A 20,750-nucleotide genomic window follows, 5' to 3' on the forward strand; every position below is an offset into this window, starting at 1 on the left:
GAGGTAGTCGTCGGCCCCCGCGTCCAGGCCGAACACCCGGTCCTGCAGTGCGTCGCGGGCGGTGAGCAGGATCACCGGGAGCGTGGCACCGCTCGCGCGGAGATGCCGGCAGATCTCGAAGCCGCTCATGCCGGGGAGCATCACGTCGAGGACCGCCGCGGCGTAGTCCGCGTCGCGCGCCGCGTTCAGCGCGTCGACCCCGTTCGAGAACAGGGCGACGTCGTAGCCGTCGCCGGTAAGACCCCGCTTGATGAGCTCGCCCATCTCGACGTCGTCTTCGACGACCATCACCGCGTCACGCATCCCGGCCTCCTACGGTCATGCTCGCACCCGTGGCGCGGCGGAACCGGCCTGCTCCGCGGAGATATGCGGCTTCTCAGCGGTACGCGCTGCATACAGAGACAGCGCACGTGCACCCCGATCGAAAAGCACGTTCCTGGTGCGCAGACGATCTCGGATGCGGGCACTGACATGGACGCCGACCTCCGGTCGACGCGGTGCTGTGCGCTGCGCGCATTTTGCCTGGAAGCCTTCGGCGGCGTACGGGCCTCCGGCGTCCGCGCAAGCCGCTGCGCGGCCGGCTCCTCCGAGGTTCTCGGCACGCGGTCGCTGCGCTCCCTCCCATCGCGCCGACAACCTCTCCTCCTCCGCCCTCCGGGTTGCGCTCCCACCTCCGGCCCTGCTCGGCACTACGTGCCTTCCAGGCAAAAAAAACGCTGGGAGAGAAGGAAGAACAGACGAGCCAGACCACCCCCGCTGGCTTGACAAACCTGATTGGAATCACGGCCGGAGGGGGAGCGGCTCCCTGCTCGAACCGGTCGGCGTGCTCGTGCGCGTCGTGCCGCCGCTGCGCCCCGCCGCTCAGTCCTGCGGGTAGCCCGGCAGTCCGTCGATGCTGACCGCGTTCCGCGTGGCGCGGTACTCGGCCATGCCGTCGGGGCCCTTCTTCTCGGCCTGGAGGAGGAGCAGGTCGCGCTCGCCGACCGGCTCCATCACCGGCACGCCCCAGCCGCACGCGTCGCTGATGCGGGTGAGCTCGACGGTGACGACCGCGCGGGTGCTCGGGTGCTCGGGGTGCTGCTCCGCGACCTCGGCGAACGCCTCCGACCCGGGCAGGTGCACGGAGCCGGTGCCGTGCAGGCGGACGATGCGCGGACGCGGTCCGAACGACGCGAACATCAGGCACACGCGCCCGTTCTCGCGCAGGTGCGCGATCGTCTCGACTCCGCTGCCCGTGTAGTCGACCCAGCCGACGCGGCGCGCACCGAGGATCGAGAACGAGTCGTGGCCGCGCGGAGACATGTTGATGTGCCCGTCCGCGGCGAGGGGTGCGGTGGCGACGAACCACATCGGCTGCTCGTGGATCCAGGAGGAGAGGCTCTCGTCGATCTCGTCGTAGACCTGCGCCACGGGGTCAGGCCCCGGCCGCGCGGCGGACCAGCTCGGTGACGGCGGCGCGCGTCTCGTCGTCGGCGGAGACGAGCGCGTAGGCGGTCGGCCAGATCGTGCCGTCGTCGAGCTGCGCGCCGTCCTGGAAGCCGAGGGTCGAGTAGCGCGTGCCGAACTTCGCGCCGGGCTGGAAGAAGACGATCGCCTTGCCGTCCGAGCGAGCGTAGGCGGGGAAGCCGTACCAGGTCTTCGGCAGGAGGTCGGGGGCGGTCTCGCCGACGACCTCGTGGAGCATCTGGGCGATCGGCCGCTCCTCGTCGGTCATCGCGGCGATCGCGGCCTCCGCGTCCCTCCGGTCGGCGTCGGCCTTATCGGCGCTCTTCTGCCGCTTCGCCTCCGCCCGCAGCTCGGCCGCGCGCTGCTTCATCGCCGCGCGCTCGTCCTTCGAGAAACCGTCTTCGGAGGCCATGTCCGCCCGTCCCGTCCGTCTGCGGCTCCCGGTCCGGGAGCGTCCCCGCACATCGTGGCAGCGCCGCACTCGCCGCACAACGGCGGGACCGGGCGCGACCGCGCCCCCCGGAAGCCCAGCCTCCGCGGTTAGCGTGGACGGATGCGCCTCCTCCTGATCCGCCACGGCCAGACCCCCTCCAATGTGGCGGGCCTCCTCGACACCCGCATCCCCGGACCCGGGCTCACCGACCTCGGCCGCACCCAGGCCGCAGCGCTGCCCGGTCAGCTCGCGGGCGAGGGGATCGGCGCGCTGTTCGTCTCGACGATGCTCCGCACCCACGAGACGGCCGCCCCTCTCGCCGCGGCCCTCGGGCTCGAGCCGATCGAGCGCGACGGCATCCGCGAGGTCGCGGCCGCGGGGCTCGAGATGCGCGGCGACGAGGCGGCGGTCGAGGAGTACATGGGGACGGTCTTCCGCTGGGCCGGCGGCGAGACGTCGATCCGGCTCGCGGGCGGCGAGACGGGCGACGAGTTCGCGGCGCGCTACGACGCGGTGGTGACGGAGGCGGAGGCGCTCGGGCACGAGGTCGTCGCGCTGGTCAGCCACGGTGCGGCCATCCGCTGCTGGTCGGGTCTGCGCTCCCTCGACCTCGATGCGCGCTTCATCGCCGACCACCTGCTCGACAACACGGGTGTCGTCGTCCTCGAGGGCTCGGGCGACGCGTGGACGCTCGTGTCCTGGCAGGGCGAGCCCGTCAGCGGATTCGGCGCGGCGGACCCCTCGGGCCCGGCGGGCGAGACCACCGTCTGAGCGGCACGGGCGTCCTCGCCCCGCTCGCCGGTCGAGCAGCCGTGCAACGGTGCATCGAGACCCGCCCCCTCCGAGCGCCGCCGGCCGTGCCACGACGGTAACGATCGCGCAACAGTCCGGAAACCAGCTCCGACCAGCACATCCGCGCGCCCCGGTCGCGTCGTGACCACCCCCGGACCCGCCTCCGCAATTGTCCGACGTTTGCCCCTCGGCGGCTCCGCGGCTACCGTGGTCGGCGGTCCTCACGGGCCCCGATGAACCGGTCCGCGCTCGCACGGCGTCCCCCAGGACGCGCAGCGATCGTACGGTCAACGGGAGTGGAGGCGGCCCCGAGGCCGCCTCGGACGCTCTCGCCTCCACCCCCTGCAGCGCTGAGTGGCGGGACGCACGCGGAGGCTCGACGCACGGCTGTCCCACGCTCCCGACCCGGCACCACGAGATGAGCGCAGGGCGTCGTCCCTGCGCGCCGACGGAGTGTACGTGCACCAGAACCAGCAGACCATCAGCGAGCCCCGGAGCGAGGCGGGCGCCGATCCGGCGACCCCGGCTCTCGAGGCTCGCCACCTCTTCAAGGTGTTCGGCCGGAGGCCCGACGAGGTCGTCCGCCGACTGGGCGAGGGTGTCGACCGCGGCGAGCTCGCCGGACTCGGCACTGCCGCGGTGATCGACGCGTCCTTCACCGTGCGCCGAGGCGAGATCTTCGTCGTGATGGGCCTCTCCGGCTCCGGGAAGTCCACCCTCATCCGCATGCTCAACGGGCTCCAGGAGCCCTCCGCGGGCGAGGTCCTGATCGAGGGCTCCACCATCACCGGCGTCTCCGAGGCGGAGCTGCGCCGCGTGCGCCGCTCGTCGGTGTCGATGGTGTTCCAGCACTTCGCGCTCCTCCCGCACCGCACCGTGCTCGACAACGTCGCGTACCCGCTCGAGATCCAGGGCGTCCCCGCGGCCGAGCGCCGCGAGCGGGCCCTCCTCGCGGTCGAGCGCGCCGGTCTCGCCGGCTGGCACGAGAAGATGCCCGACGAGCTCTCCGGCGGCATGCGCCAGCGCGTCGGCCTCGCCCGGGCGCTCGCCGCCGACACCGACATCGTGCTGATGGACGAGGCGTTCTCGGCGCTCGACCCGCTGATCCGCCGCGAGATGCAGGAGCAGCTGATCGAGCTGCAGCACGAGCTCGGCAAGACCATCGTCTTCATCACGCACGACCTCAACGAGGCCATGTTCCTCGGCGACCGCATCGCGGTGATGCGCGACGGCCGCATCGTCCAGATCGGCACTCCGGAGGAGATCCTCACCGACCCGGCGAACGACTACGTCGCCCAGTTCGTGCAGGACGTCGACCGCGCCCGCGTGCTCACCGCCTCCGCCGTGATGGAGCCCGCGCGCTCCGTGGTCACCCTGGCGGCCGGTCCCCGCGCCGCGCTGCGGAGCATGCGCGACCTGCAGACCTCGGCCGCGTTCGTGGTCGGCGGCGGACGCCGCCTGCTGGGCACGGTCCGCGACCGCGACGTGATCGAGCAGGTGCGGCGGAGCGTCGGCGACCTCTCGGCGGTCCTCACCTCCGACGTCGTCACCGTCGGCCCGGACACCGCCCTCAGCGAGGTCATCGAGCCCGCCGTCGAGTCGGCGCTGCCGGTCGCCGTGGTCGACGCCGACGGGCGCCTGCTCGGAGCGATCCCGCGGGTGACCCTGCTCGCGGCGCTCGGCAACGTGCCCGCCCACACCGGCGAGCACCCGGTGATCGAGCCGCCCGCCACCGTCTCGACCGAGGTCGTCACCGCGACTCTGCACGCGACCGGAGGCCCCGTCGAGGACGCCGTCCTCGCGACGGACGGGGGTGCACGATGACCGATCTCGGCTTCCGCCTCCCGCTCGGCGCCCTCGCCGAGGGCGCCGTCGACGTCCTCACGCAGACCTTCCAGCCGGTCTTCGACCTGCTGCGCACCGTCTTCGGCGCCCTCTACTCCGGCGTCGACCTCGTCCTCGCGACGCCGCCCTTCTGGGTGATCGTCGCCTTCCTCGCCGTGCTCGCCTTCGCCGTCCGCGGCTGGGTCTTCGCGGCCGGCACCGCCGTGGGGCTCCTGCTGATCGTGGGGGTCGACCAGTGGGAGAACGCGATGGACTCGCTCGCTCTGGTGCTCGTCGCCTCCGTGATCGCCATCGCGCTGAGCGTGCCGCTGGGCGTGCTCGCCGCGCGCAACCGCACGGCCTCCGCGGTCATCCGGCCCGTGCTCGACCTGATGCAGACGATGCCGGCCTTCGTCTACCTGATCCCCGCGCTGATCCTGTTCCGGGTCGGAGTGGTGCCGGGCATCGTCGCGACCATCGTCTTCGCGATGGCGCCGGGCGTCCGGCTCACCGAGCTGGGCATCCGCGGCGTCGACCCGGAGCTCGTCGAGGCGGGGGAGTCGTTCGGCTCCTCGAAGTGGCGGATCCTCCGCCAGATCCAGCTGCCGCTGGCGCTGCCCTCGATCCTGGCGGGCCTCAACCAGGTCATCATGCTCTCGCTCTCGATGGTCGTCATCGCGGGCATGGTCGGCGCCGGAGGGCTGGGCGGCGACGTCGTCGCGAGCCTCAACCGGATCGACGTCGCGCTCGGCTTCGAGGCGGGCGTCTCCGTCGTGATCCTCGCGGTCGTCCTCGACCGGATGACCGGCGCGCTGGGCTCGCCCTCGCCGGCGAGGGTCGCCCGGGCGAAGAACCGCCGCGCCGTCGTGGCGACCCGCTCGGCCGTCGGCGTCGTCTCGATCGGCCTGGTCGCGTCCCTCGGGGCCGCGGCCCTCGCCGCTCCCGCCACCGCCGCCTCCGTCGACAACGGCGACCGCACCGACGTGACCGTCGCCGTGTTCCAGGGCTGGGACGAGGGGATCGCCGTCTCCGCTCTGTGGGAGGCGGTGCTCGAGGAGCAGGGCTACGACGTGACCCTGCAGAACGCCGACGTCGCCCCCGGCTTCCAGGGCCTCTCGACCGGCGACTACGACCTCGCCCTCGACACCTGGCTGCCGCTCACCCACGCCCGGTACGTCGAGCAGTACGGCGACTCGATCGTCGACCTGGGCGCGTGGAACGACGAGGCGAAGCTGACCATCGCGGTCAACGAGGACGCCCCGATCGACTCCCTCGAGGAGCTCGCCGCCGACCCGGGCGTCGTCGGGAACCGCCTGATCGGCATCGAGCCCGGCTCCGGACTGAACAAGACGACGACCGAGGACGTCATCCCGGGCTACGGCCTGGAGGGGATGGACTACCTCACCTCATCGACGCCCGCCATGCTCCAGGAGCTCTCGAGCGCGACCGCCGCGGGCGAGAACATCGCCGTCACGCTCTGGCGCCCGCACTGGGCCTACGACGCGTTCCCGGTCAAGGACCTCGAGGACCCGAAGGGCCTGCTCGGCCAGGCGGAGGGGATCCACTCCTTCGGCTCGGCCGCGTTCGACGCGGACTACCCGACGATGAGCCGCTGGATCCGAGACTTCCGGATGGACTCGAAGACGCTCTACTCGCTCGAGAACGCGCTCTTCAACGACGGGGCCGACGACCGCTCGGCCGCGCTCGCCGCGTGGATGGACGAGAACCGGGAGTACGTCGACACGCTGATCACCTGATCACCTGATCACCGTCGCGACGAAGGCCGAGCGGCCGGAGTCCTCGTCTCGAGGGCTGCTCCGGCCGCTCGGCCTTCGTCGTGCAGGGCGTCAGGCGGTGACGCGGCGTCCCGCGGTGGCGCGGACGAGGAGGGTGACCACCAGCACCACGGCGGCGGCGACCAGCGCGGCGATCCCGGCGGGGACCGAGACGAGCTCGCCGGCGAAGCGGCCGACGGCGACCCAGGAGAGACCCCAGACGAGCGAGAGCATCGGAGCGATGCGGCCGCGGCCGGTGACCGCGATCAGGAGTCCGACGAGCGCGGCGACGGCGAGGACGACGACCGCCCAGACCGCGGCGCCCGGACCGTCCGCGCTGCCGACTCCCGCGCCGACGAGCCCGGCGGTGACGTTCGCGGCCGTGGCCACGCACACCCAGCCGAGGTAGAGCCCGAAGGTGCCGTCCGTCACGATCGCGTCGACCACTCCGGCCGAGCGGGTGGTGCGCAGGATCACGAAGATGCGCGCGAGCACGGCAAGCAGCAGGGCGATCACGACGACGCTGAGCGTCAGGAAGCCGGCCTGGACGACCAGGATCCACGCGGCGTTCAGGAGGAGGCTCGCGGCGGCCCAGTAGCCCAGCCGGCGGTGGCGGGTGCGGGTGGTCTGCGAGGGCAGGAACTGCCAGATCGCGTAGGCGATGAGGCCGGTGTAGATGACGCTCCAGATCGCGAAGGCGGGGCCGTCGGGGGCGATGGGGGTGGAGGACGCGGTCAGGGCGCCGCCGGCCGCGTCCTGGATCTGGGTGCCGCCCGCGGCGCCCGAGCCGATGAACGAGCCGATGAGGGCGAGCACCGCGCTCACGGCGACGACGACCTGGCGGATCCGGTCGGCGCGGTCGGGGGTTCGTGTGGCGGTCATGTCTCTCCTCCATTAGTCAGCTGGCTGAGTAATGAGAGTAGCGCGATTCCGCTCCCCGTCCACTGGGGCTTGCGGCGCGGCCCCGGCCCTGGATGAGGGCCGGGGCCGGATCCTCAGGCGCGGGCGGCCGCGTACTGCTCGCGGATCACGGGCCGGTGGTCCGGCGCGGGCTCGGCCACCGAGGTGACGGTCCACGTCGGACGGGATCCGGTCAGCGCCCAGGCGGCCTGCACGGCGGCACCGTCGGCCACGTACTCGCCGGGCGTCGGCACCTGCACGGGCACGTCGAACACCTGCGAGGCCGCGAGCTGCACGGCGCGGTTCTGCGCGGCTCCGCCGATCAGGAGGATGCGCCGCGCCTCCACTCCCTGCGCGCGAACGGCGTCGAGGCCGTCGGCCAATCCGCAGAGCATGCCCTCGATCGCCGCGCGGGCGAGGTTCGGGCGCGTGGTCGAGGCGATGGTCATCCCGTGCAGGCTCGCCGTCGCGTCCGGCAGGTTCGGCGTGCGCTCGCCCTCGAAGTAGGGGACCAGCACGAGGCCGTCGGCACCCGGCTCCGCCTCGAGCGCCAGTGCGGCGAACTCGTCGAAGTCGCTGCCGAGCAGGGTCGCGGTCGAGGCCAGCACGCGCGCGGCGTTGAGCGTCGCGACCAGCGGCAGGAAGCGCCCGCTCGCGTCGGCGAAGCCGGCGACGGTCCCGGAGGCGTCGCGCACCGGGTCGTCCGTGACCGCGAAGACGGTGCCGCTCGTGCCGATGCTGACGACCACGTCGCCGGGGCCGGCGCCGAGGCCGAGCGCGGCGCCCGCGTTGTCGCCCGCGCCGGGGCCGACGACGAGTCCGCTCCCGGTGCGGCCCGCCTCCTCCGAGGGACCGAGCACGCGGGGGAGCAGCGGGCGGTGGCCGAGGGCGCGCTCGAGCAGCTCGAGGTCGTAGCCGTCCGCTCCCCAGTACGAGGTGCCGGAGGCGTCGGACCGGTCGGTCGTGAGCGCGTCGAGCTGCGGACCGCGGGCGGAGTCGGGGCCGTAGCCGAGCAGGCGCCAGGTCAGCCAGTCGTGGGGGAGCGCGACGGCGGCGACGCGGGCGGCGTTCTCGGGCTCGGCGTCGCGAAGCCAGCGGAGCTTGGTGGCGGTGAAGGAGGCGACCGGCACCGATCCGGTGCGCTCCGCCCAGGCCTCGGCCCCGAGCTCCTCGATGAGCGCGGCGGCGGCCGGCGCGCTGCGGGTGTCGTTCCAGAGCAGAGCGGGGCGGATGACGACGCCGCTCTCGTCGAGGACGACCATGCCGTGCTGCTGGCCGCCGACCGAGATCGCGGCGACGTCGTCGAGTCCGCCGGCGTCGGCGAGGGCGAGCTGCAGCGCCTCCCACCAGGCGGCGGGGTCGACCTCGGTGCCGTCGGGGTGGCTCGCCCGGCCGGTGCGCACCACGGTGCCGGTGTCGAGGTCGCGGACGACCACCTTGCAGCTCTGGGTCGACGAGTCGATCCCTGCGACGAGCGTCATCGCTGTCCTCTTTCGTTGGGGGTACGGGGTCGGGCGTCCGGTGCGTAACCGGGCCGGATGCAGGAGAACGGACGAGATCCCGTGCGGGTGCAGGGGATCTCGTCCGTCTCAGGTCGACCCGCGGCGGACCGCGGGCTCAGAGGGTGCGGGTCAGCCGCGGGCGCCGAGCAGGTGCTCGGTGGCCAGCTGCTGCAGGCGCACGAAGCCGAAGCCCTTGCCGCCGAGGTAGGCGTCGGTGTCGAACGACTCGTACGAGGCGGCGTCCGCGAGCAGGTCGTCGTACGACTCGCCCTCGTTCAGCGTCGGGGTGGACAGCTCGGCGACCTTCGCGGCGGCGAGCGCCTCCTGCACCTCGGGGTCGGCGCGGAAGGCCGCGGCGCGCTCCTTGAGCAGCAGGTAGGTGCGCATGTTCGCGGCGGCCGAGTCCCAGACTCCGGTCTCGTCCTCGGTGCGCGAGGGCTTGTAGTCGAAGTGGCGCGGGCCGTCGTAGGCCGGAACGCCACCGGGGCCGCCGTTCTCGAGGAGGTCGACGAGCGAGAACGCGTTGTGCAGGTCGCCGTGGCCGAAGACCAGGTCCTGGTCGTACTTGATGCCGCGCTGGCCGTTGAGGTCGATGTGGAAGAGCTTGCCGTGGTACAGCGCCTGGGCGATGCCGGCGGTGAAGTTCAGGCCCGCCATCTGCTCGTGGCCGACCTCGGGGTTCACGCCGACGAGCTCGGGGCGCTCGAGGGAGTCGATGAACGCGATCGCGTGGCCGAGCGTCGGCAGCAGGATGTCGCCGCGGGGCTCGTTCGGCTTGGGCTCGATGGCGAAGCGGATGTCGTAGCCCTTGTCGGTGACGTAGTCGCCGAGCAGGTTGACGGCCTCGCGGTAGCGCTCGAGCGCGGCGCGGATGTCCTTGGCGGAGTCGTACTCGGCGCCCTCGCGGCCGCCCCACATGACGAAGGTCTTCGCGCCCAGCTCGGCGGCGAGGTCGATGTTGCGGAGGACCTTGCGCAGCGCGAAGCGGCGGACGTCGCGGTCGTTCGAGGTGAAGCCGCCGTCCTTGAAGACCGGGGCGCTGAAGAGGTTGGTGGTGACCATCGGCACGATGAGGCCGGTCGACTCCAGAGCGCCCTTCAGGCGGTCGATCTGGGTCTGGCGCTCGGCGTCGGTGGAGCCGAAGGCGAACAGGTCGTCGTCGTGGAAGGTGAGGCCGTACGCGCCGAGCTCGTCGAGCTTCTCGACCGCGTGGACGACGTCGAGCGGCTCGCGGGTCGGGCCGCCGAACGGGTCCGTCCCGTTGTAGCCGATGGTCCAGAGGCCGAACGAGAACTTGTCGGCGCGGGTGGGGGTCAGGGACATGGGATCCGAATCCTTTCCGGCGACGTCGCCGAATTGTTGTTGTGCCCAACATATCCCGTGAGGGTCGCGAGGCGCAACGAGGGTCGAGGCGGTCGGCTCGTCGGAGGATCGCTTGCGCAAACGCTTCGACTGTGCGTACAGTCGCTCCAGCACGACCGGTCGAAGCGCTTCGAAGCTCGATCGCGACCGACGACGACGTCCGGCAGGAGGAATCATGGCGACCATCCACGACGTGGCCCGCGCTGCCGGCGTCTCGATCAGCACCGTCTCCTACGCCCTCTCCGGCAAGCGCTCCATCGCCGCCTCCACCCGGCAGCGCGTCGACGACGCGGTGCGGCAGCTCGGCTACCGGCCCCACGCGGGAGCCCGGATGCTCGCGGGGGCGCGGACCCACATCCTCGCCCTCTCCGCCCCGATGCGCGGCGAGCTGCACCTGCCGACCCATATGCGCTTCGTCACCGAGGTGCTCGAGCGCGCCCGGGAGTCGGACTACGACGTCCTGCTGCTCGTCACCGACGAGGCCTCCAGCGGCATCGGCCGCGTCTCCTCCTCCTCGCTCGTCGACGGCATCGTCCTGATGGGCGTCGACGACGACGACGACCGCGCCGAGCTGATCCGCGCGGCCGGGGTCCCCGCCACCTTCATCGGCGTGCCCGCCGACTCCCACGATCTCGCCTGCGTCGACCTCGACTTCGCCGAGGCCGCCCGGCAGAGCGTCCGCCGGCTCGCCGAGCTGGGCCACCGCTCGCTCGGCCTGCTCGAGCACCCGCAGTCCTACACCGACCGCAACGCCGGCTTCGTCCGCCGCTTCGACGAGGCGTTCCGCGCCGAGGCCGCCGCGCTCGGAGTCGAGATCGCGGTCGAGCGCCCGCACATCGGCCGCCCGAGCGCACAGGCCGCGATCGACGCGATCCTCGCCGCCCCCGTCCCGCCGACCGCACTCGTGCTGCACTGCAACGAGCCCGTGGCGGAGGCGGCGATCGAGCGCGTCCTCGAGCGCGGCCTCTCCGTCCCCGGCGACCTGTCCATCCTGGCGGCCTGCGCCAGCTACGACGGCGGCGCCCTTCCGGTCCCCACCAGCAGTCTTCCCCTCCCGTTCGACGCGATGTGCCGAGCGGCCGTCGCCCGGACCCTCCAGCAGATCGAATCCGGCCGCACCGTCGGCGTCGAGCTGCTCCCGCCCTCCTACGTCGACCGCGGATCCCTCGCGATCGCTCCGACCGGCGCTCCGGCGCCGGCGGTCCCGTCCGGCACCCTCGCGCCGGCCTCCCTCTAGTCCTCCACCCTCGTCCCGCCCGCTCCGGCTCTGCGCACTGTCGAAGCGCTTCGACACCGCGCCTCCGCGAGAGAGCGCTCCCTGCACCACCCTCCGCAGCACCACCGCACCGTTCGAAGGAGAACCACCGCAATGTCGCTCCGATCCCGCTCCGCCTTCCACCGCCCGACCGCCGGTCTCAGCCGGCGCAACCTCCTCGCCGGCGGAGTCGGCCTCAGCGCGATGTTCGCGCTGGCCGCCTGCTCCGGAGGCGGCTCCGACGCCGGCTCCGACGCGCTCTCGACCACGGTCGACGGCGCCGGCCGCACCCTCACCCTGTGGGACTTCGAGACGCCCGACAGCGACCGCGGCATCGCCTGGCTCGCCGCCCGCGACCTCTTCACCCAGGAGACGGGGGCCGAGATCGCGTACGAGTTCAAGGCCTTCGAGCAGCTGCGCACCGGCGCCAGCCAGATCTTCAACTCCAACTCGGCACCCGACGTCGTCGAGTACAACAAGGGCAACGCGACCAGCGGACTCCTCTCGAGCCAGGGCCTGCTCACCAATCTCGACGAGGCGGTCGCGTTCTACGGCTGGGACTCGCTGATCCCCGGCGCGCTGCAGACCACCGCGAAGTACGACGAGAACGGGATCATGGGCTCCGGCTCCTGGTACGGCATCCCCAACTACGGCGAGTTCACCTTCGTCTACTACAACAAGGACGCCTTCGCCGCGAACGGCCTCGAGGTCCCCACCACCTACGAGGAGTTCACGGCCGTCCTGGACGCCTTCGTGGCCAAGGGCATCACCCCGCTGGCCGAGGCCGGCGCCGAGTACCCGCTGCAGCAGCTCTTCTACCAGCTCGCGCTGCTGAAGGCGGACCGCTCCTGGATCACCGACTACCAGACCTACACGGGCGAGGTCGACTTCGAGGACGCGGCCTGGAGCTACGCGGCCGACCAGCTGAAGACGTACGTCGACAAGGGCTACTTCTCGGCCGACGCCTCCGGGCTGAAGGCGGAGGACGCGGGCACGGCGTTCATCTCGGGCGAGTACCCGATCTTCTTCTCGGGCTCCTGGTGGTTCGGCCGCTTCAAGACGGAGATCACCGGATTCGAGTGGGACACGTTCCTCTTCCCGGGCGCCGAGTTCACGATGGGCTCCGCCGGCAACCACTGGGTGATCCCGGAGACGGCGAAGAACAAGGACCTCGCCTACAAGTGGATCGACATCACGATGCGACCCGAGATCCAGAACCTCATCGGCAACAACGGAGGCATCCCGCTGGTCGTCGACGAGAGCGCCATCACCGACGAGAAGAGCAAGGCGCTGCTCTCGCAGTGGAAGACGGTCGTCGACGGCGACCAGCTCTCCTTCTACCCCGACTGGCCCACCGCGACCTTCTACGACGACCTGGTCGCCGCCACGCAGGAGCTCATCAACGGCTCCTCCGACGAGTCCGCCATGCTCTCCGACCTCCAGGCCAAGTACGACGACGGAGTCGCCGACATCAAGTGACGCGGAAGCGTCACGCGATGCCGGCCAAGGCGGCCGGCCCCGCTTCCGCACCGCACCCCGCGAGATGCCACTTGTGACGCCGACACGCCGTCGCACGCCGTCACAGGTGGCATCTCGCGGCAGCACACCCACGACCCCGTCCGACCTAGGAGTACCCATGACGACGACAGCACCTCGTCGCGCGGAGAGCGCGCCGCCTCCCACGACGCCGCCCCGCGAGAAGCGCTCCGGCGGCTACTGGCTCTACCTGATCCCGGGGTTCGTGCTCTTCACGTTCATCGTGCTGATCCCGCTGATCTGGAACGTCTCCGTCAGCTTCACGTCCTGGCGCGGCATCAAGCCGCCGATCTTCATCGGCCTCGACAACTGGATCGAGCTGATGGGCGACGACCAGTTCTGGACCTCGTTCCTCAACTCGGTCTACATGATCATCGCGATGGTGATCGTCCCCACGATCCTCGGACTCCTGCTCGCGGCGATCCTGTTCGATCTCGTCGGCAAGAAGTTCGGCGGGCGCCTGGCGAGCTTCCTCCGCGCCACCTACTACCTCCCGCAGATCCTGCCGACCGTCATCGCCGCGATCGTCATCGGCTGGATCCTCCGCCCCGACAACGGCGCGCTGAACTCGATCCTCGAGGCCGTCGGACTCGGCTCCCTCTCGCACGACTGGCTGGGCAAGCCGGACACGGCGATGCTCTCGATCATGGTCGTGATGATCTGGGTGCAGCTGGGCTACCCGGTCGTCATCTTCATGGCGGCGCTGCAGCGCGTGGACCCCGAGCTCTACGAAGCGGCGGAGCTCGACGGCGCGAACTGGTTCCAGCGCTTCCGCTGGATCACGGTCTCGATCATCCGGCCCGAGATCTTCGTGGTCACCCTCACCTGCACCATCGCCGCGCTGAAGGTCTTCGGCCCGATCTACGCCCTGACCCGCGGCGGCCCGGGCGACTCCACCATCGTCCCCTCCTACTACTCGTACACCGAGTTCTTCCAGAAGCAGCAGGTGGGCTACGGCGCCACCATCGCGACCGCGCTCACGATCGTCATCGTGATCCTCGCCGTGCTGTTCATCCGCGCCCAGGAGCGCGTCGAGCGCAGCGAAGGAGCCCGCTGATGTCGGCCATCGAGACCCTGCCCCTCACCCAGGCCGGCACGGAGGACGCGGACCTCTCGTCCTCCCGTCCCGCGAAGCCCGCGAAGGGCACCACCAAGCGCACCCTCGGCGACTGGGTGATCCTCGCGGTCGCCGTGGTGATCGGGCTCGTGATCGTCAGCCCGGTGCTGCTGATCCTGCTCAACTCCTTCAAGACCCCCGCGGAGTACTCGGCGAACGGCCCGCTCGCCTTCCCGACCGGCCTCTCCTTCGACGGCCTCTCGACCTTCTGGAGCCGCGTCGACTTCCCCGAGAAGCTCGGCAACTCGATCCTCATCTCGGGGTCGGTGGCGATCCTCGCCGTCGCCCTCTCGGTGCTGAACGCCTACGCGATCGGGATCGGCCGGGTCCGCGGCCGGAGCTGGATCATCGTGCTGTTCCTGCTGGCCAACATGCTCCCGCAGGAGGCCCTGCTCTACCCGCTGTACTACATGTTCAAAGCGGTCGGGATCTACGACACCCAGCTCTCGGTCATCGTCATCTTCACCGTGATCCAGTCGGCGTTCGGCACCTATCTGCTCTCGAGCGTCTACGGCACCTTCCCGAAGGAGATCCTCGAGGCCGCGGCTCTCGACGGCGCCTCGAAGTGGCAGGTGCTCACCCGGGTGATCGTCCCGATCTCGCGGCCCACCCTCTCGGTGCTGATGATCTTCTTCTTCATCTGGACCTGGAACGAGTTCCTCATCCCGCTGGTCTTCCTGGTGAGCGACGCGACGCAGACCGTCCCGATCGCGATCTCGAGCCTTCAGGGCGACAAGATCATGGACGTCACGACGACCAGCGCGAGCGCGCTCCTGGGCCTGCTCCCGACGCTGATCTTCTTCCTGATCTTCCAGCGCACCCTCACCCGCGGCATCACCGCCGGCGCGGTGAAGTAGCCCTCTCTCCCTCCGTCGGCGCCTCCCTCGCGGGATCCGCCGGCGCGCCATCGAAAGGCACCTCCATGAAGTTCACCGACGGGTTCTGGCAGACGCGGGCCGGATTCACGCCCCTGTTCGCGCAGGAGGCGTACGACATCCGCACCGGCGGCTCCTCGCTCGAGGTGATCGCCCCGACCCGGGTCATCCAGGGCCGCGGCGACGTCCTCAACCGGCCGGCGCTCACGGTCACGGTGTCCTCGCCGGCCGAGGGGGTCGCACGGGTGCGGATCGAGCACTGGCGCGGGACGGCGGCCCGCCCGGGCTTCGAGCTGGCCGAGGGCGACGTCGGAGCGGCGGAGGTGACGGAGACGGGCGGCGTGCTGCGCACCGGCGACCTCGAGGTCCGGATCGGGCAGGGCGCTCCGTGGTCGCTGGAGTTCTGGGACACCTCGACCGGCACGCGCCTCACCGGCTCGGGGCACAAGGCGCAGGGCTACCTGACCGGACCGGACGGAGCCGCCTACCTGCACGAGCAGCTCGACCTCGGCGTCGGCGAGCTGGTCTACGGGCTCGGCGAGCGCTTCGGCCCTTTCGTGAAGAACGGCCAGACCGTCGACGTGTGGAACGCCGACGGCGGCACCTCCTCCGAGCAGGCCTACAAGAACGTCCCGTTCTACCTCTCCAGCCGCGGCTACGGCGTGCTCGTGAACGACCCCGGCCTCGTCTCGTTCGAGATCGGCTCCGAGGCGGTCGAGCGCGTGCAGTTCTCGGTCGGCGGGGAGGCGCTGGAGTACCTGGTGATCCAGGGCCCGACGAAGAAGGACGTGCTGCGCCGCTACACCGGCCTCGCGGGCCGCCCCTCCGTCGTGCCCGCCTGGAGCTACGGGCTGTGGCTGACCACCAGCTTCACCACGAGCTACGACGAGGAGACGGTGAACTCCTTCATCGACGGCTTCGCGGAGCGGGAGCTGCCGCTGTCCGCGTTCCACTTCGACTGCTTCTGGATGCGCGAGTTCCAGTGGACCGACCTCGAGTGGGACCCGCGCACCTTCCCGGACCCCGAGGGGATCCTCGCCCGCCTGCACGAGCGCGGGCTGCACACCTGCGTCTGGATCAATCCGTACATCGCGCAGGCGTCGCCGCTGTTCGCCGAGGGGCGCGAGAAGGGGTACCTGCTCACGACGGCCTCCGGCGACGTCTGGCAGTGGGACCTGTGGGTCGCGGGGATGGCGCTGATCGACTTCACGAATCCGGAGGCGACCTCCTGGTTCCAGGAGAAGCTCCGCGTCCTCGTGCGCCAGGGGGTCGACTCCTTCAAGACCGACTTCGGCGAGCGGATCCCGTCGGAGGGCGTCGTCTGGGCCGACGGGACCGACCCTGAGGCGATGCACAACTGGTACACCCAGCTCTACAACCGCGCGGTGCACGAGGTGCTCGAGCAGGAGCTCGGCGAGGGCCGCGCGGTCCTCTTCGCCCGCAGCGCCACCGTCGGCGGACAGTCGCTGCCGGTGCACTGGGGCGGAGACAACACCTCCTCCTACGTGTCGATGGCCGAGACCCTGCGCGGAGGCCTCTCGCTCGCGCTGGGCGGGTTCGGCTTCTGGGCGCACGACATCGGCGGCTTCGAGGGCACGCCCGATCCCGGTGTGTTCAAGCGCTGGCTCGCGTTCGGCCTGCTCTCCTCGCACTCACGGCTGCACGGATCCTCCTCGGTGCGCGTGCCGTGGGCGTTCGACGAGGAGGCCGTGGAGGTCACCCGGCTCTTCACCCGGCTGAAGCTCTCGCTGATGCCCTACCTCTTCGCGGCCGGGGCGGAGGCGGCGCGCACCGGCATCCCGATCATGCGCCCGATGGCGCTCGAGTTCGAGGACGACCGCAGCGCCGCCCACCTCGACACGCAGTACCTGCTCGGGCACGACCTGCTCGTCGCTCCGGTGTTCACCGAGGACGGCACGGTCGAGTTCTACCTCCCGCGCGGGACGTGGACGAGCTGGTGGACGGACGAGCGGATCGACTCGACGGGGGAGTGGCGACGGGAGGTCCACGGCTTCGACTCGCTGCCGCTGTACGTGCGCGAGGGCGCGGTGATCCCGGTGGGCGCCCGCCAGGACTCGGCCGAGTACGACTACCTCGACGGGCTCGAGCTGCGGGTGTTCCCGGGGCCGGACGGAGCGACGCCGGTGCGCGTCGTCGCGCACGACACGGGCGAGGAGACGGTGTTCACCGTGACGCGCTCCGGAGGCGACGTCGCGGTCGACGGTCCGGCCGGCACCTGGACCTGGACCCGCGCCGGAGACTGAGTCGCGCGCCGTCAGCTGAGAAGGGGGTCCCTCGCTCCAGGGCGGAGGGACCCCCGTCTCAACTGACGCTGGGGGCGGCGGGCGCCGTCCGACCCGCCGATAGGCTGGCATCGGCCAGCAGAGGAGACCGCGGATGCCCGACCACGCGACGCGCGGTAACAACCTCGACCGCGTCCGGCGCCACAACCTCTCGGCGATCCTCCGCCTCGTGCACCGCGGCGGCCCCCGCTCCCGCTCGCAGCTGACCCGCCTGACCGGCCTCAACCGCTCGACGATCGCGGCGCTGGTCGGCGAGCTGGTCGAGCTCGGCATCGTGCGCGAGCGCGAGCCCGCCACGCCGAACCAGGTCGGCCGGCCGAGCCCGGTCGTCGAGGCCGATCCCGGAGTCGTCGCGCTCGCCGTGAACCCCGAGATCGACGCCGTCACGGTCGCCGTGGTCGGCGTCGACGCCGTCGTCCGCCGCCGCATCCGCCGCTCCGCCTCCGTCCCCACCGCCGAGGCCGCCGCTCGTCTGGCGGCCGAGGCGGTCGCCGAGCTGCTGGCCGAACTGCCCGAGGAGACGCGGACGGTCGGCATCGGCGTCGCCGTGCCCGGTCTCGTCCGCGACGCCGACGGCCTGGTCCGGGTCGGCCCGCACCTCGGCTGGGACGACGAGCCCTTCTCCCGCATGCTCGCCGACGCGACCGGCCTGCCCGTCCTCTCGGCGAACGACGCCAACCTCGGCGCGCTCGCCGAGAGCGTCCTCGGCGCCGGCCGCGACGTCTCGCACCTCGTCTACCTCAACGGCGGCGCGAGCGGAGTGGGTGCCGGCGTCATCGTCGGCGGTGCGCCTCTGCACGGCATCGACGGCTACGCGGGGGAGATCGGCCACACCCTCGTCAACAGCGCGGGCATCGACTGCCACTGCGGCGCCGTCGGCTGCCTCGAGACCGAGGTCGGCCGCGCCGAGCTGCTCACCGTGCTCGGCCTCGACGAGAGCGAGCGGCTGGAGGAGGCGCTCGCCGCCTCCGAGGACCCGGCCGTCCGCGCCGAGGTCGAGCGCCAGCTCGGGCACCTCGCGGTCGCCCTGCGCAACGTGATCAACGTGTTCAACCCGCAGCTCGTGGTGCTGGGCGGCTTCCTCGGTGCGCTGATCGGAGTCGCGCCGGGGTTCCTGGAGGAGCGCCTGAGCCGCGGCGGTCCCTTCCGGGTCGCGCTCGACTCCGTGCGCATCGTGCGGACCGAGCTCGGCGCCGATCTGCTCATGCTGGGCGCTGCTGAGCTCGCCTTCGAGCGTCTGCTGGCCGACCCGCTCGGCACTCCGCTCCACCCGGTCTGACCCGTCGGCGGGCCGAGGGGTGGCGCCGCTGACCGACACGTGGTCGAATTGATTCGACCGAGCGGCGTGGAGCCGATCGGGTCCGCTCCCGCGCCGAGGACGACACCGGCCGCACCTCTCCCTCCCATCCCGCTGCGCCCCGCGCAGGAAGGCACTCCGTGTCCACTCTCGCCTCGACTCCGACCGGCTCCGTCCCCGTGCACCGCCACCCGGGCGACGCCCTCACGGCCCGCCAGCGCCTCGTCTACGTGATCGTCCTCGGCTCGCTGACCGCCCTCGGGCCGTTCACGATCGACCTCTATCTGCCGGCGTTCCCCGCGCTGCAGAGCGAGCTGAACGTCTCGGAGGCGGCGGTCCAGCTGACGCTGACCGGCACGACCCTCGGCTTCGCGCTCGGCCAGCTGGTCGTGGGCCCCTGGAGCGACGCGGTCGGCCGGCGCCTGCCGATCCTGCTGGCCACGTCGCTGCACGTGCTGGCCTGCGTCGGCGCGGCGCTCGCCCCCGAGATCGTCACGCTCGGCGTCTTCCGCTTCCTGATGGGAGCCGGCGCGGCGGCGGGCGGCGTGGTCGCGATGGCGATGGTCCGCGACCTCTTCGGCGGACGCCCGCTGGTGCGGATGCTGTCCCGCCTCGCCCTGGTGTCGGGCCTCGCGCCCGTGCTCGCGCCGGTCATCGGCTCGCAGCTGCTGCTGATCATGGACTGGCGCGGGATCTTCGTCTTCCTCGCCGCGTACGGCGTGCTGGTCGTCGCGGCCGTCGGCCTCCTCGTCGTCGAGACGCGGCCCCGCGCGGCCCGGCACGAGCGCGAGCACCGCTCGCTCGTGCAGCGCTACCGGGCCGTCCTCAGCGACCGCGTGTTCCTCGGAGTGGCGGTGATCGGGGGCATGACCTTCGCCGGCCTGCCCACCTACCTCTCCAGCTCCTCGTTCCTGTTCCAGGGCCTCTACGGATTCGACGCGCAGCAGTACGGCCTGCTCTTCGCCGTGAACTCGCTCGGCGTCGTCCTCGGCGTGCAGGCGTCCTCCTACCTCAGCCGGAGGATCGGTCCGCAGTGGATCCTCGCGATCACGACGCTGACGCTGTTCACCTCCGCCGGCCTGATCGCCCTCTTCGACGTGCTCGGGCTGGGGCTCTGGGGCACGCTGGTCCCGCTGTGGTTCTTCATCGCGTCGTGCGGCTTCAGCTTCCCCTGCGTGCAGGTCCTCGGCCTGGTCAACCACGGCCGGGAGGCGGGGACGGCCGCGTCGCTGCTCGGAGCGGTGAACTTCGGCACCGCCGGACTGCTGTCGCCGATCTCGGGGATCTTCGGCGCCGGTTCGGCCGTGCCGATGGCGCTGGTGATGATGGCGACGGCGACCGTGTCGATCCTGGCGCTCTGGCTGATCGTCCGGCCGAGGAGCGTCCCGGCGCTGCAGGACTGAGCGGGCGGCTCCGGCGGGTCCCGGCGGTCCGGCGCGCCCCGCTCCTGCGGCTCCTCCCGGGCGTTCCGACCCTCGCTGGATCCGCTCCCGAGCACCGCTGCTACAGTCCCCTCCCATGTCCTCCCGCGACTCCTCCGCCCTGCTCGCCGAGCTCTCCGACCCCGACCGCGACGTCCGCCTCCGCGCGGCGATGACCCTGGGCGAGCTCGCCGAGCCCGCCACCGCCGAGCCCCTCGCCGCGCACCTCTGGGAGGAGCCGGACTTCTTCGTCCGCGACGTGCTCACCTGGTCGCTCGGCCGGCTCGGCTCCGCAGCCGTCCCCGTCGCCCGCGAGGCGCTCGGCCGCGAGCCGCGGGTGCGCACGCAGGCGCTGCACGTGCTCAGCAAGATCCTCGACCCGCACACGCTCGACGACATCGCCCCGCTGGCCGCCGACTCCGAGCCCGCCGTCGCCGCGAAGGCCCGCTTCGCGCTGGGCCGCCTCGGCGACGAGCGTGCGCTGCCGGTCCTGCTCGGCCTGCTCGGCGACGACGACGCGGAGGCGCAGAACGTGCTCACCGACGTCCTCGCCTCCTTCGGCGCCGCGGCCGTCCCCGGTCTGGAGCAGGCCCTCCGCGAGGGGTCCGCGCCGGTCCGCCGTCACGCCGCCGCCGCCCTCGGCTACCTGGGCGTCGACGCACGACCGGCCGTCGACGCGCTGGACAGGGCCGCCGGCAGCGACGACTCCGCCCTCGCGGTCTCGGCCGTGATGGCGCTCGGCTCGATCACCGGTCCCGACGCGGCCGCCGCGCTCGAGCGGGCCTCCGCCTCGGACGACTCCCGCGTGAGCGCCGTCGCCGCGCGGCTCCTCGCCCGCTCCTCCGAGCCGACCCGGCTCGACGCCCTCCGCGCCGCCCGCCTGGCCCGCGCGGCCGGCTGAGCCGCGCCGCG

The 20,750-nt window shown here is 72.0% G+C and carries 17 protein-coding genes; 11 read left to right on the forward strand and 6 right to left on the reverse strand.

What is annotated here, in order from left to right:
• The 3 genes from C5D08_RS15435 to C5D08_RS15445 form a co-directional block, all read right to left on the reverse strand.
• On the reverse strand, positions 1-303 hold a 303-nt coding region (locus tag C5D08_RS15435), incomplete at its 3' end, for a response regulator (RefSeq protein WP_146086117.1).
• Between the two features lie 558 nt (positions 304-861).
• Positions 862-1,410 (reverse strand): pyridoxamine 5'-phosphate oxidase family protein, encoded by a 549-nt coding sequence (locus tag C5D08_RS15440; RefSeq protein ID WP_104277774.1) that lies wholly within the window; start codon positions 1,408-1,410, stop codon positions 862-864.
• 4 nt (positions 1,411-1,414) lie between these two features.
• Entirely contained in the window at positions 1,415-1,858 is a 444-nt protein-coding gene (locus tag C5D08_RS15445; RefSeq protein ID WP_104277775.1) for a hypothetical protein, read from the reverse strand.
• 141 nt (positions 1,859-1,999) lie between these two features.
• Here C5D08_RS15445 and C5D08_RS15450 point away from each other — a divergent pair, with 141 nt between their 5' ends.
• From C5D08_RS15450 to C5D08_RS17510, 3 genes are all read left to right on the forward strand, one after another.
• A complete protein-coding gene (locus C5D08_RS15450) occupies positions 2,000-2,650 on the forward strand; it encodes a histidine phosphatase family protein (RefSeq protein ID WP_104277776.1) in 651 nt (216 codons plus the stop codon).
• A 480-nt stretch (positions 2,651-3,130) separates the two neighbouring features.
• Complete coding sequence (locus C5D08_RS15455) at positions 3,131-4,495, forward strand: glycine betaine/L-proline ABC transporter ATP-binding protein (RefSeq protein WP_258065087.1); 1,365 nt, start codon at positions 3,131-3,133, stop codon at positions 4,493-4,495.
• Entirely contained in the window at positions 4,492-6,252 is a 1,761-nt protein-coding gene (locus tag C5D08_RS17510) for an ABC transporter permease/substrate binding protein (protein ID WP_104277777.1), read from the forward strand. The genes C5D08_RS15455 and C5D08_RS17510 overlap by 4 nt, the downstream gene beginning before the upstream one ends.
• 90 nt (positions 6,253-6,342) lie before the next feature.
• On the opposite strand, the gene C5D08_RS15465 is transcribed toward C5D08_RS17510, so the two are convergent.
• The 3 genes from C5D08_RS15465 to xylA form a co-directional block, all read right to left on the reverse strand.
• Positions 6,343-7,152, reverse strand: a complete 810-nt coding sequence (locus C5D08_RS15465; protein WP_104277778.1) for a tryptophan-rich sensory protein — start codon at positions 7,150-7,152, stop codon at positions 6,343-6,345.
• A gap of 113 nt (positions 7,153-7,265) precedes the next feature.
• Positions 7,266-8,651 (reverse strand): xylulokinase, encoded by a 1,386-nt coding sequence (gene xylB / locus C5D08_RS15470; protein ID WP_104277779.1) that lies wholly within the window; start codon positions 8,649-8,651, stop codon positions 7,266-7,268.
• Between the two features lie 150 nt (positions 8,652-8,801).
• A complete protein-coding gene (gene xylA, locus C5D08_RS15475) occupies positions 8,802-9,995 on the reverse strand; it encodes a xylose isomerase (RefSeq protein ID WP_104277780.1) in 1,194 nt (397 codons plus the stop codon).
• 214 nt (positions 9,996-10,209) lie between these two features.
• Here xylA and C5D08_RS15480 point away from each other — a divergent pair, with 214 nt between their 5' ends.
• From C5D08_RS15480 to C5D08_RS15515, 8 genes are all read left to right on the forward strand, one after another.
• Positions 10,210-11,271, forward strand: a complete 1,062-nt coding sequence (locus C5D08_RS15480) for a LacI family DNA-binding transcriptional regulator (RefSeq protein WP_104277781.1) — start codon at positions 10,210-10,212, stop codon at positions 11,269-11,271.
• 132 nt (positions 11,272-11,403) lie between these two features.
• Positions 11,404-12,768 (forward strand): ABC transporter substrate-binding protein, encoded by a 1,365-nt coding sequence (locus C5D08_RS15485; RefSeq protein WP_258065086.1) that lies wholly within the window; start codon positions 11,404-11,406, stop codon positions 12,766-12,768.
• Positions 12,769-12,925: 157 nt separating this feature from the next.
• Positions 12,926-13,882, forward strand: a complete 957-nt coding sequence (locus C5D08_RS15490) for a carbohydrate ABC transporter permease (RefSeq protein WP_104277782.1) — start codon at positions 12,926-12,928, stop codon at positions 13,880-13,882.
• Positions 13,882-14,799: a carbohydrate ABC transporter permease gene (locus C5D08_RS15495; protein ID WP_104277783.1), complete on the forward strand. Its 918-nt coding sequence runs from the start codon at positions 13,882-13,884 to the stop codon at positions 14,797-14,799. Before C5D08_RS15490 ends, C5D08_RS15495 begins: the two co-directional genes overlap by 1 nt.
• 65 nt (positions 14,800-14,864) lie before the next feature.
• On the forward strand, positions 14,865-17,081 hold the full coding sequence (gene yicI / locus C5D08_RS15500; RefSeq protein WP_104277784.1) for an alpha-xylosidase: 2,217 nt from the start codon (positions 14,865-14,867) through the stop codon (positions 17,079-17,081).
• Between the two features lie 133 nt (positions 17,082-17,214).
• On the forward strand, positions 17,215-18,399 hold the full coding sequence (locus C5D08_RS15505; RefSeq protein ID WP_104277785.1) for an ROK family transcriptional regulator: 1,185 nt from the start codon (positions 17,215-17,217) through the stop codon (positions 18,397-18,399).
• Between the two features lie 158 nt (positions 18,400-18,557).
• Complete coding sequence (locus C5D08_RS15510; RefSeq protein WP_181110205.1) at positions 18,558-19,820, forward strand: multidrug effflux MFS transporter; 1,263 nt, start codon at positions 18,558-18,560, stop codon at positions 19,818-19,820.
• 115 nt (positions 19,821-19,935) lie between these two features.
• Complete coding sequence (locus tag C5D08_RS15515; RefSeq protein ID WP_104277786.1) at positions 19,936-20,739, forward strand: HEAT repeat domain-containing protein; 804 nt, start codon at positions 19,936-19,938, stop codon at positions 20,737-20,739.
• Positions 20,740-20,750: the final 11 nt, after the last annotated feature.

Origin of the sequence: Rathayibacter sp. AY1B6 (assembly GCF_002932755.1) — a bacterium.
GTDB lineage: Bacteria > Actinomycetota > Actinomycetes > Actinomycetales > Microbacteriaceae > Rathayibacter.

Coding starts and splice junctions, on each gene's coding strand:
- C5D08_RS15480 (WP_104277781.1), top strand. CDS start 10,210: ATGGCGACCATCCACGACGTGGCCCGCGCTGCCGGCGTCTCGATCAGC.
- C5D08_RS15495 (WP_104277783.1), top strand. CDS start 13,882: ATGTCGGCCATCGAGACCCTGCCCCTCACCCAGGCCGGCACGGAGGAC.
- C5D08_RS15485 (WP_258065086.1), top strand. CDS start 11,404: ATGTCGCTCCGATCCCGCTCCGCCTTCCACCGCCCGACCGCCGGTCTC.
- xylA (WP_104277780.1), bottom strand. CDS start 9,995: ATGTCCCTGACCCCCACCCGCGCCGACAAGTTCTCGTTCGGCCTCTGG.
- C5D08_RS15445 (WP_104277775.1), bottom strand. CDS start 1,858: ATGGCCTCCGAAGACGGTTTCTCGAAGGACGAGCGCGCGGCGATGAAG.
- C5D08_RS15515 (WP_104277786.1), top strand. CDS start 19,936: ATGTCCTCCCGCGACTCCTCCGCCCTGCTCGCCGAGCTCTCCGACCCC.
- C5D08_RS15450 (WP_104277776.1), top strand. CDS start 2,000: ATGCGCCTCCTCCTGATCCGCCACGGCCAGACCCCCTCCAATGTGGCG.
- C5D08_RS15465 (WP_104277778.1), bottom strand. CDS start 7,152: ATGACCGCCACACGAACCCCCGACCGCGCCGACCGGATCCGCCAGGTC.
- xylB (WP_104277779.1), bottom strand. CDS start 8,651: ATGACGCTCGTCGCAGGGATCGACTCGTCGACCCAGAGCTGCAAGGTG.
- C5D08_RS15490 (WP_104277782.1), top strand. CDS start 12,926: ATGACGACGACAGCACCTCGTCGCGCGGAGAGCGCGCCGCCTCCCACG.
- C5D08_RS15505 (WP_104277785.1), top strand. CDS start 17,215: ATGCCCGACCACGCGACGCGCGGTAACAACCTCGACCGCGTCCGGCGC.
- C5D08_RS17510 (WP_104277777.1), top strand. CDS start 4,492: ATGACCGATCTCGGCTTCCGCCTCCCGCTCGGCGCCCTCGCCGAGGGC.
- yicI (WP_104277784.1), top strand. CDS start 14,865: ATGAAGTTCACCGACGGGTTCTGGCAGACGCGGGCCGGATTCACGCCC.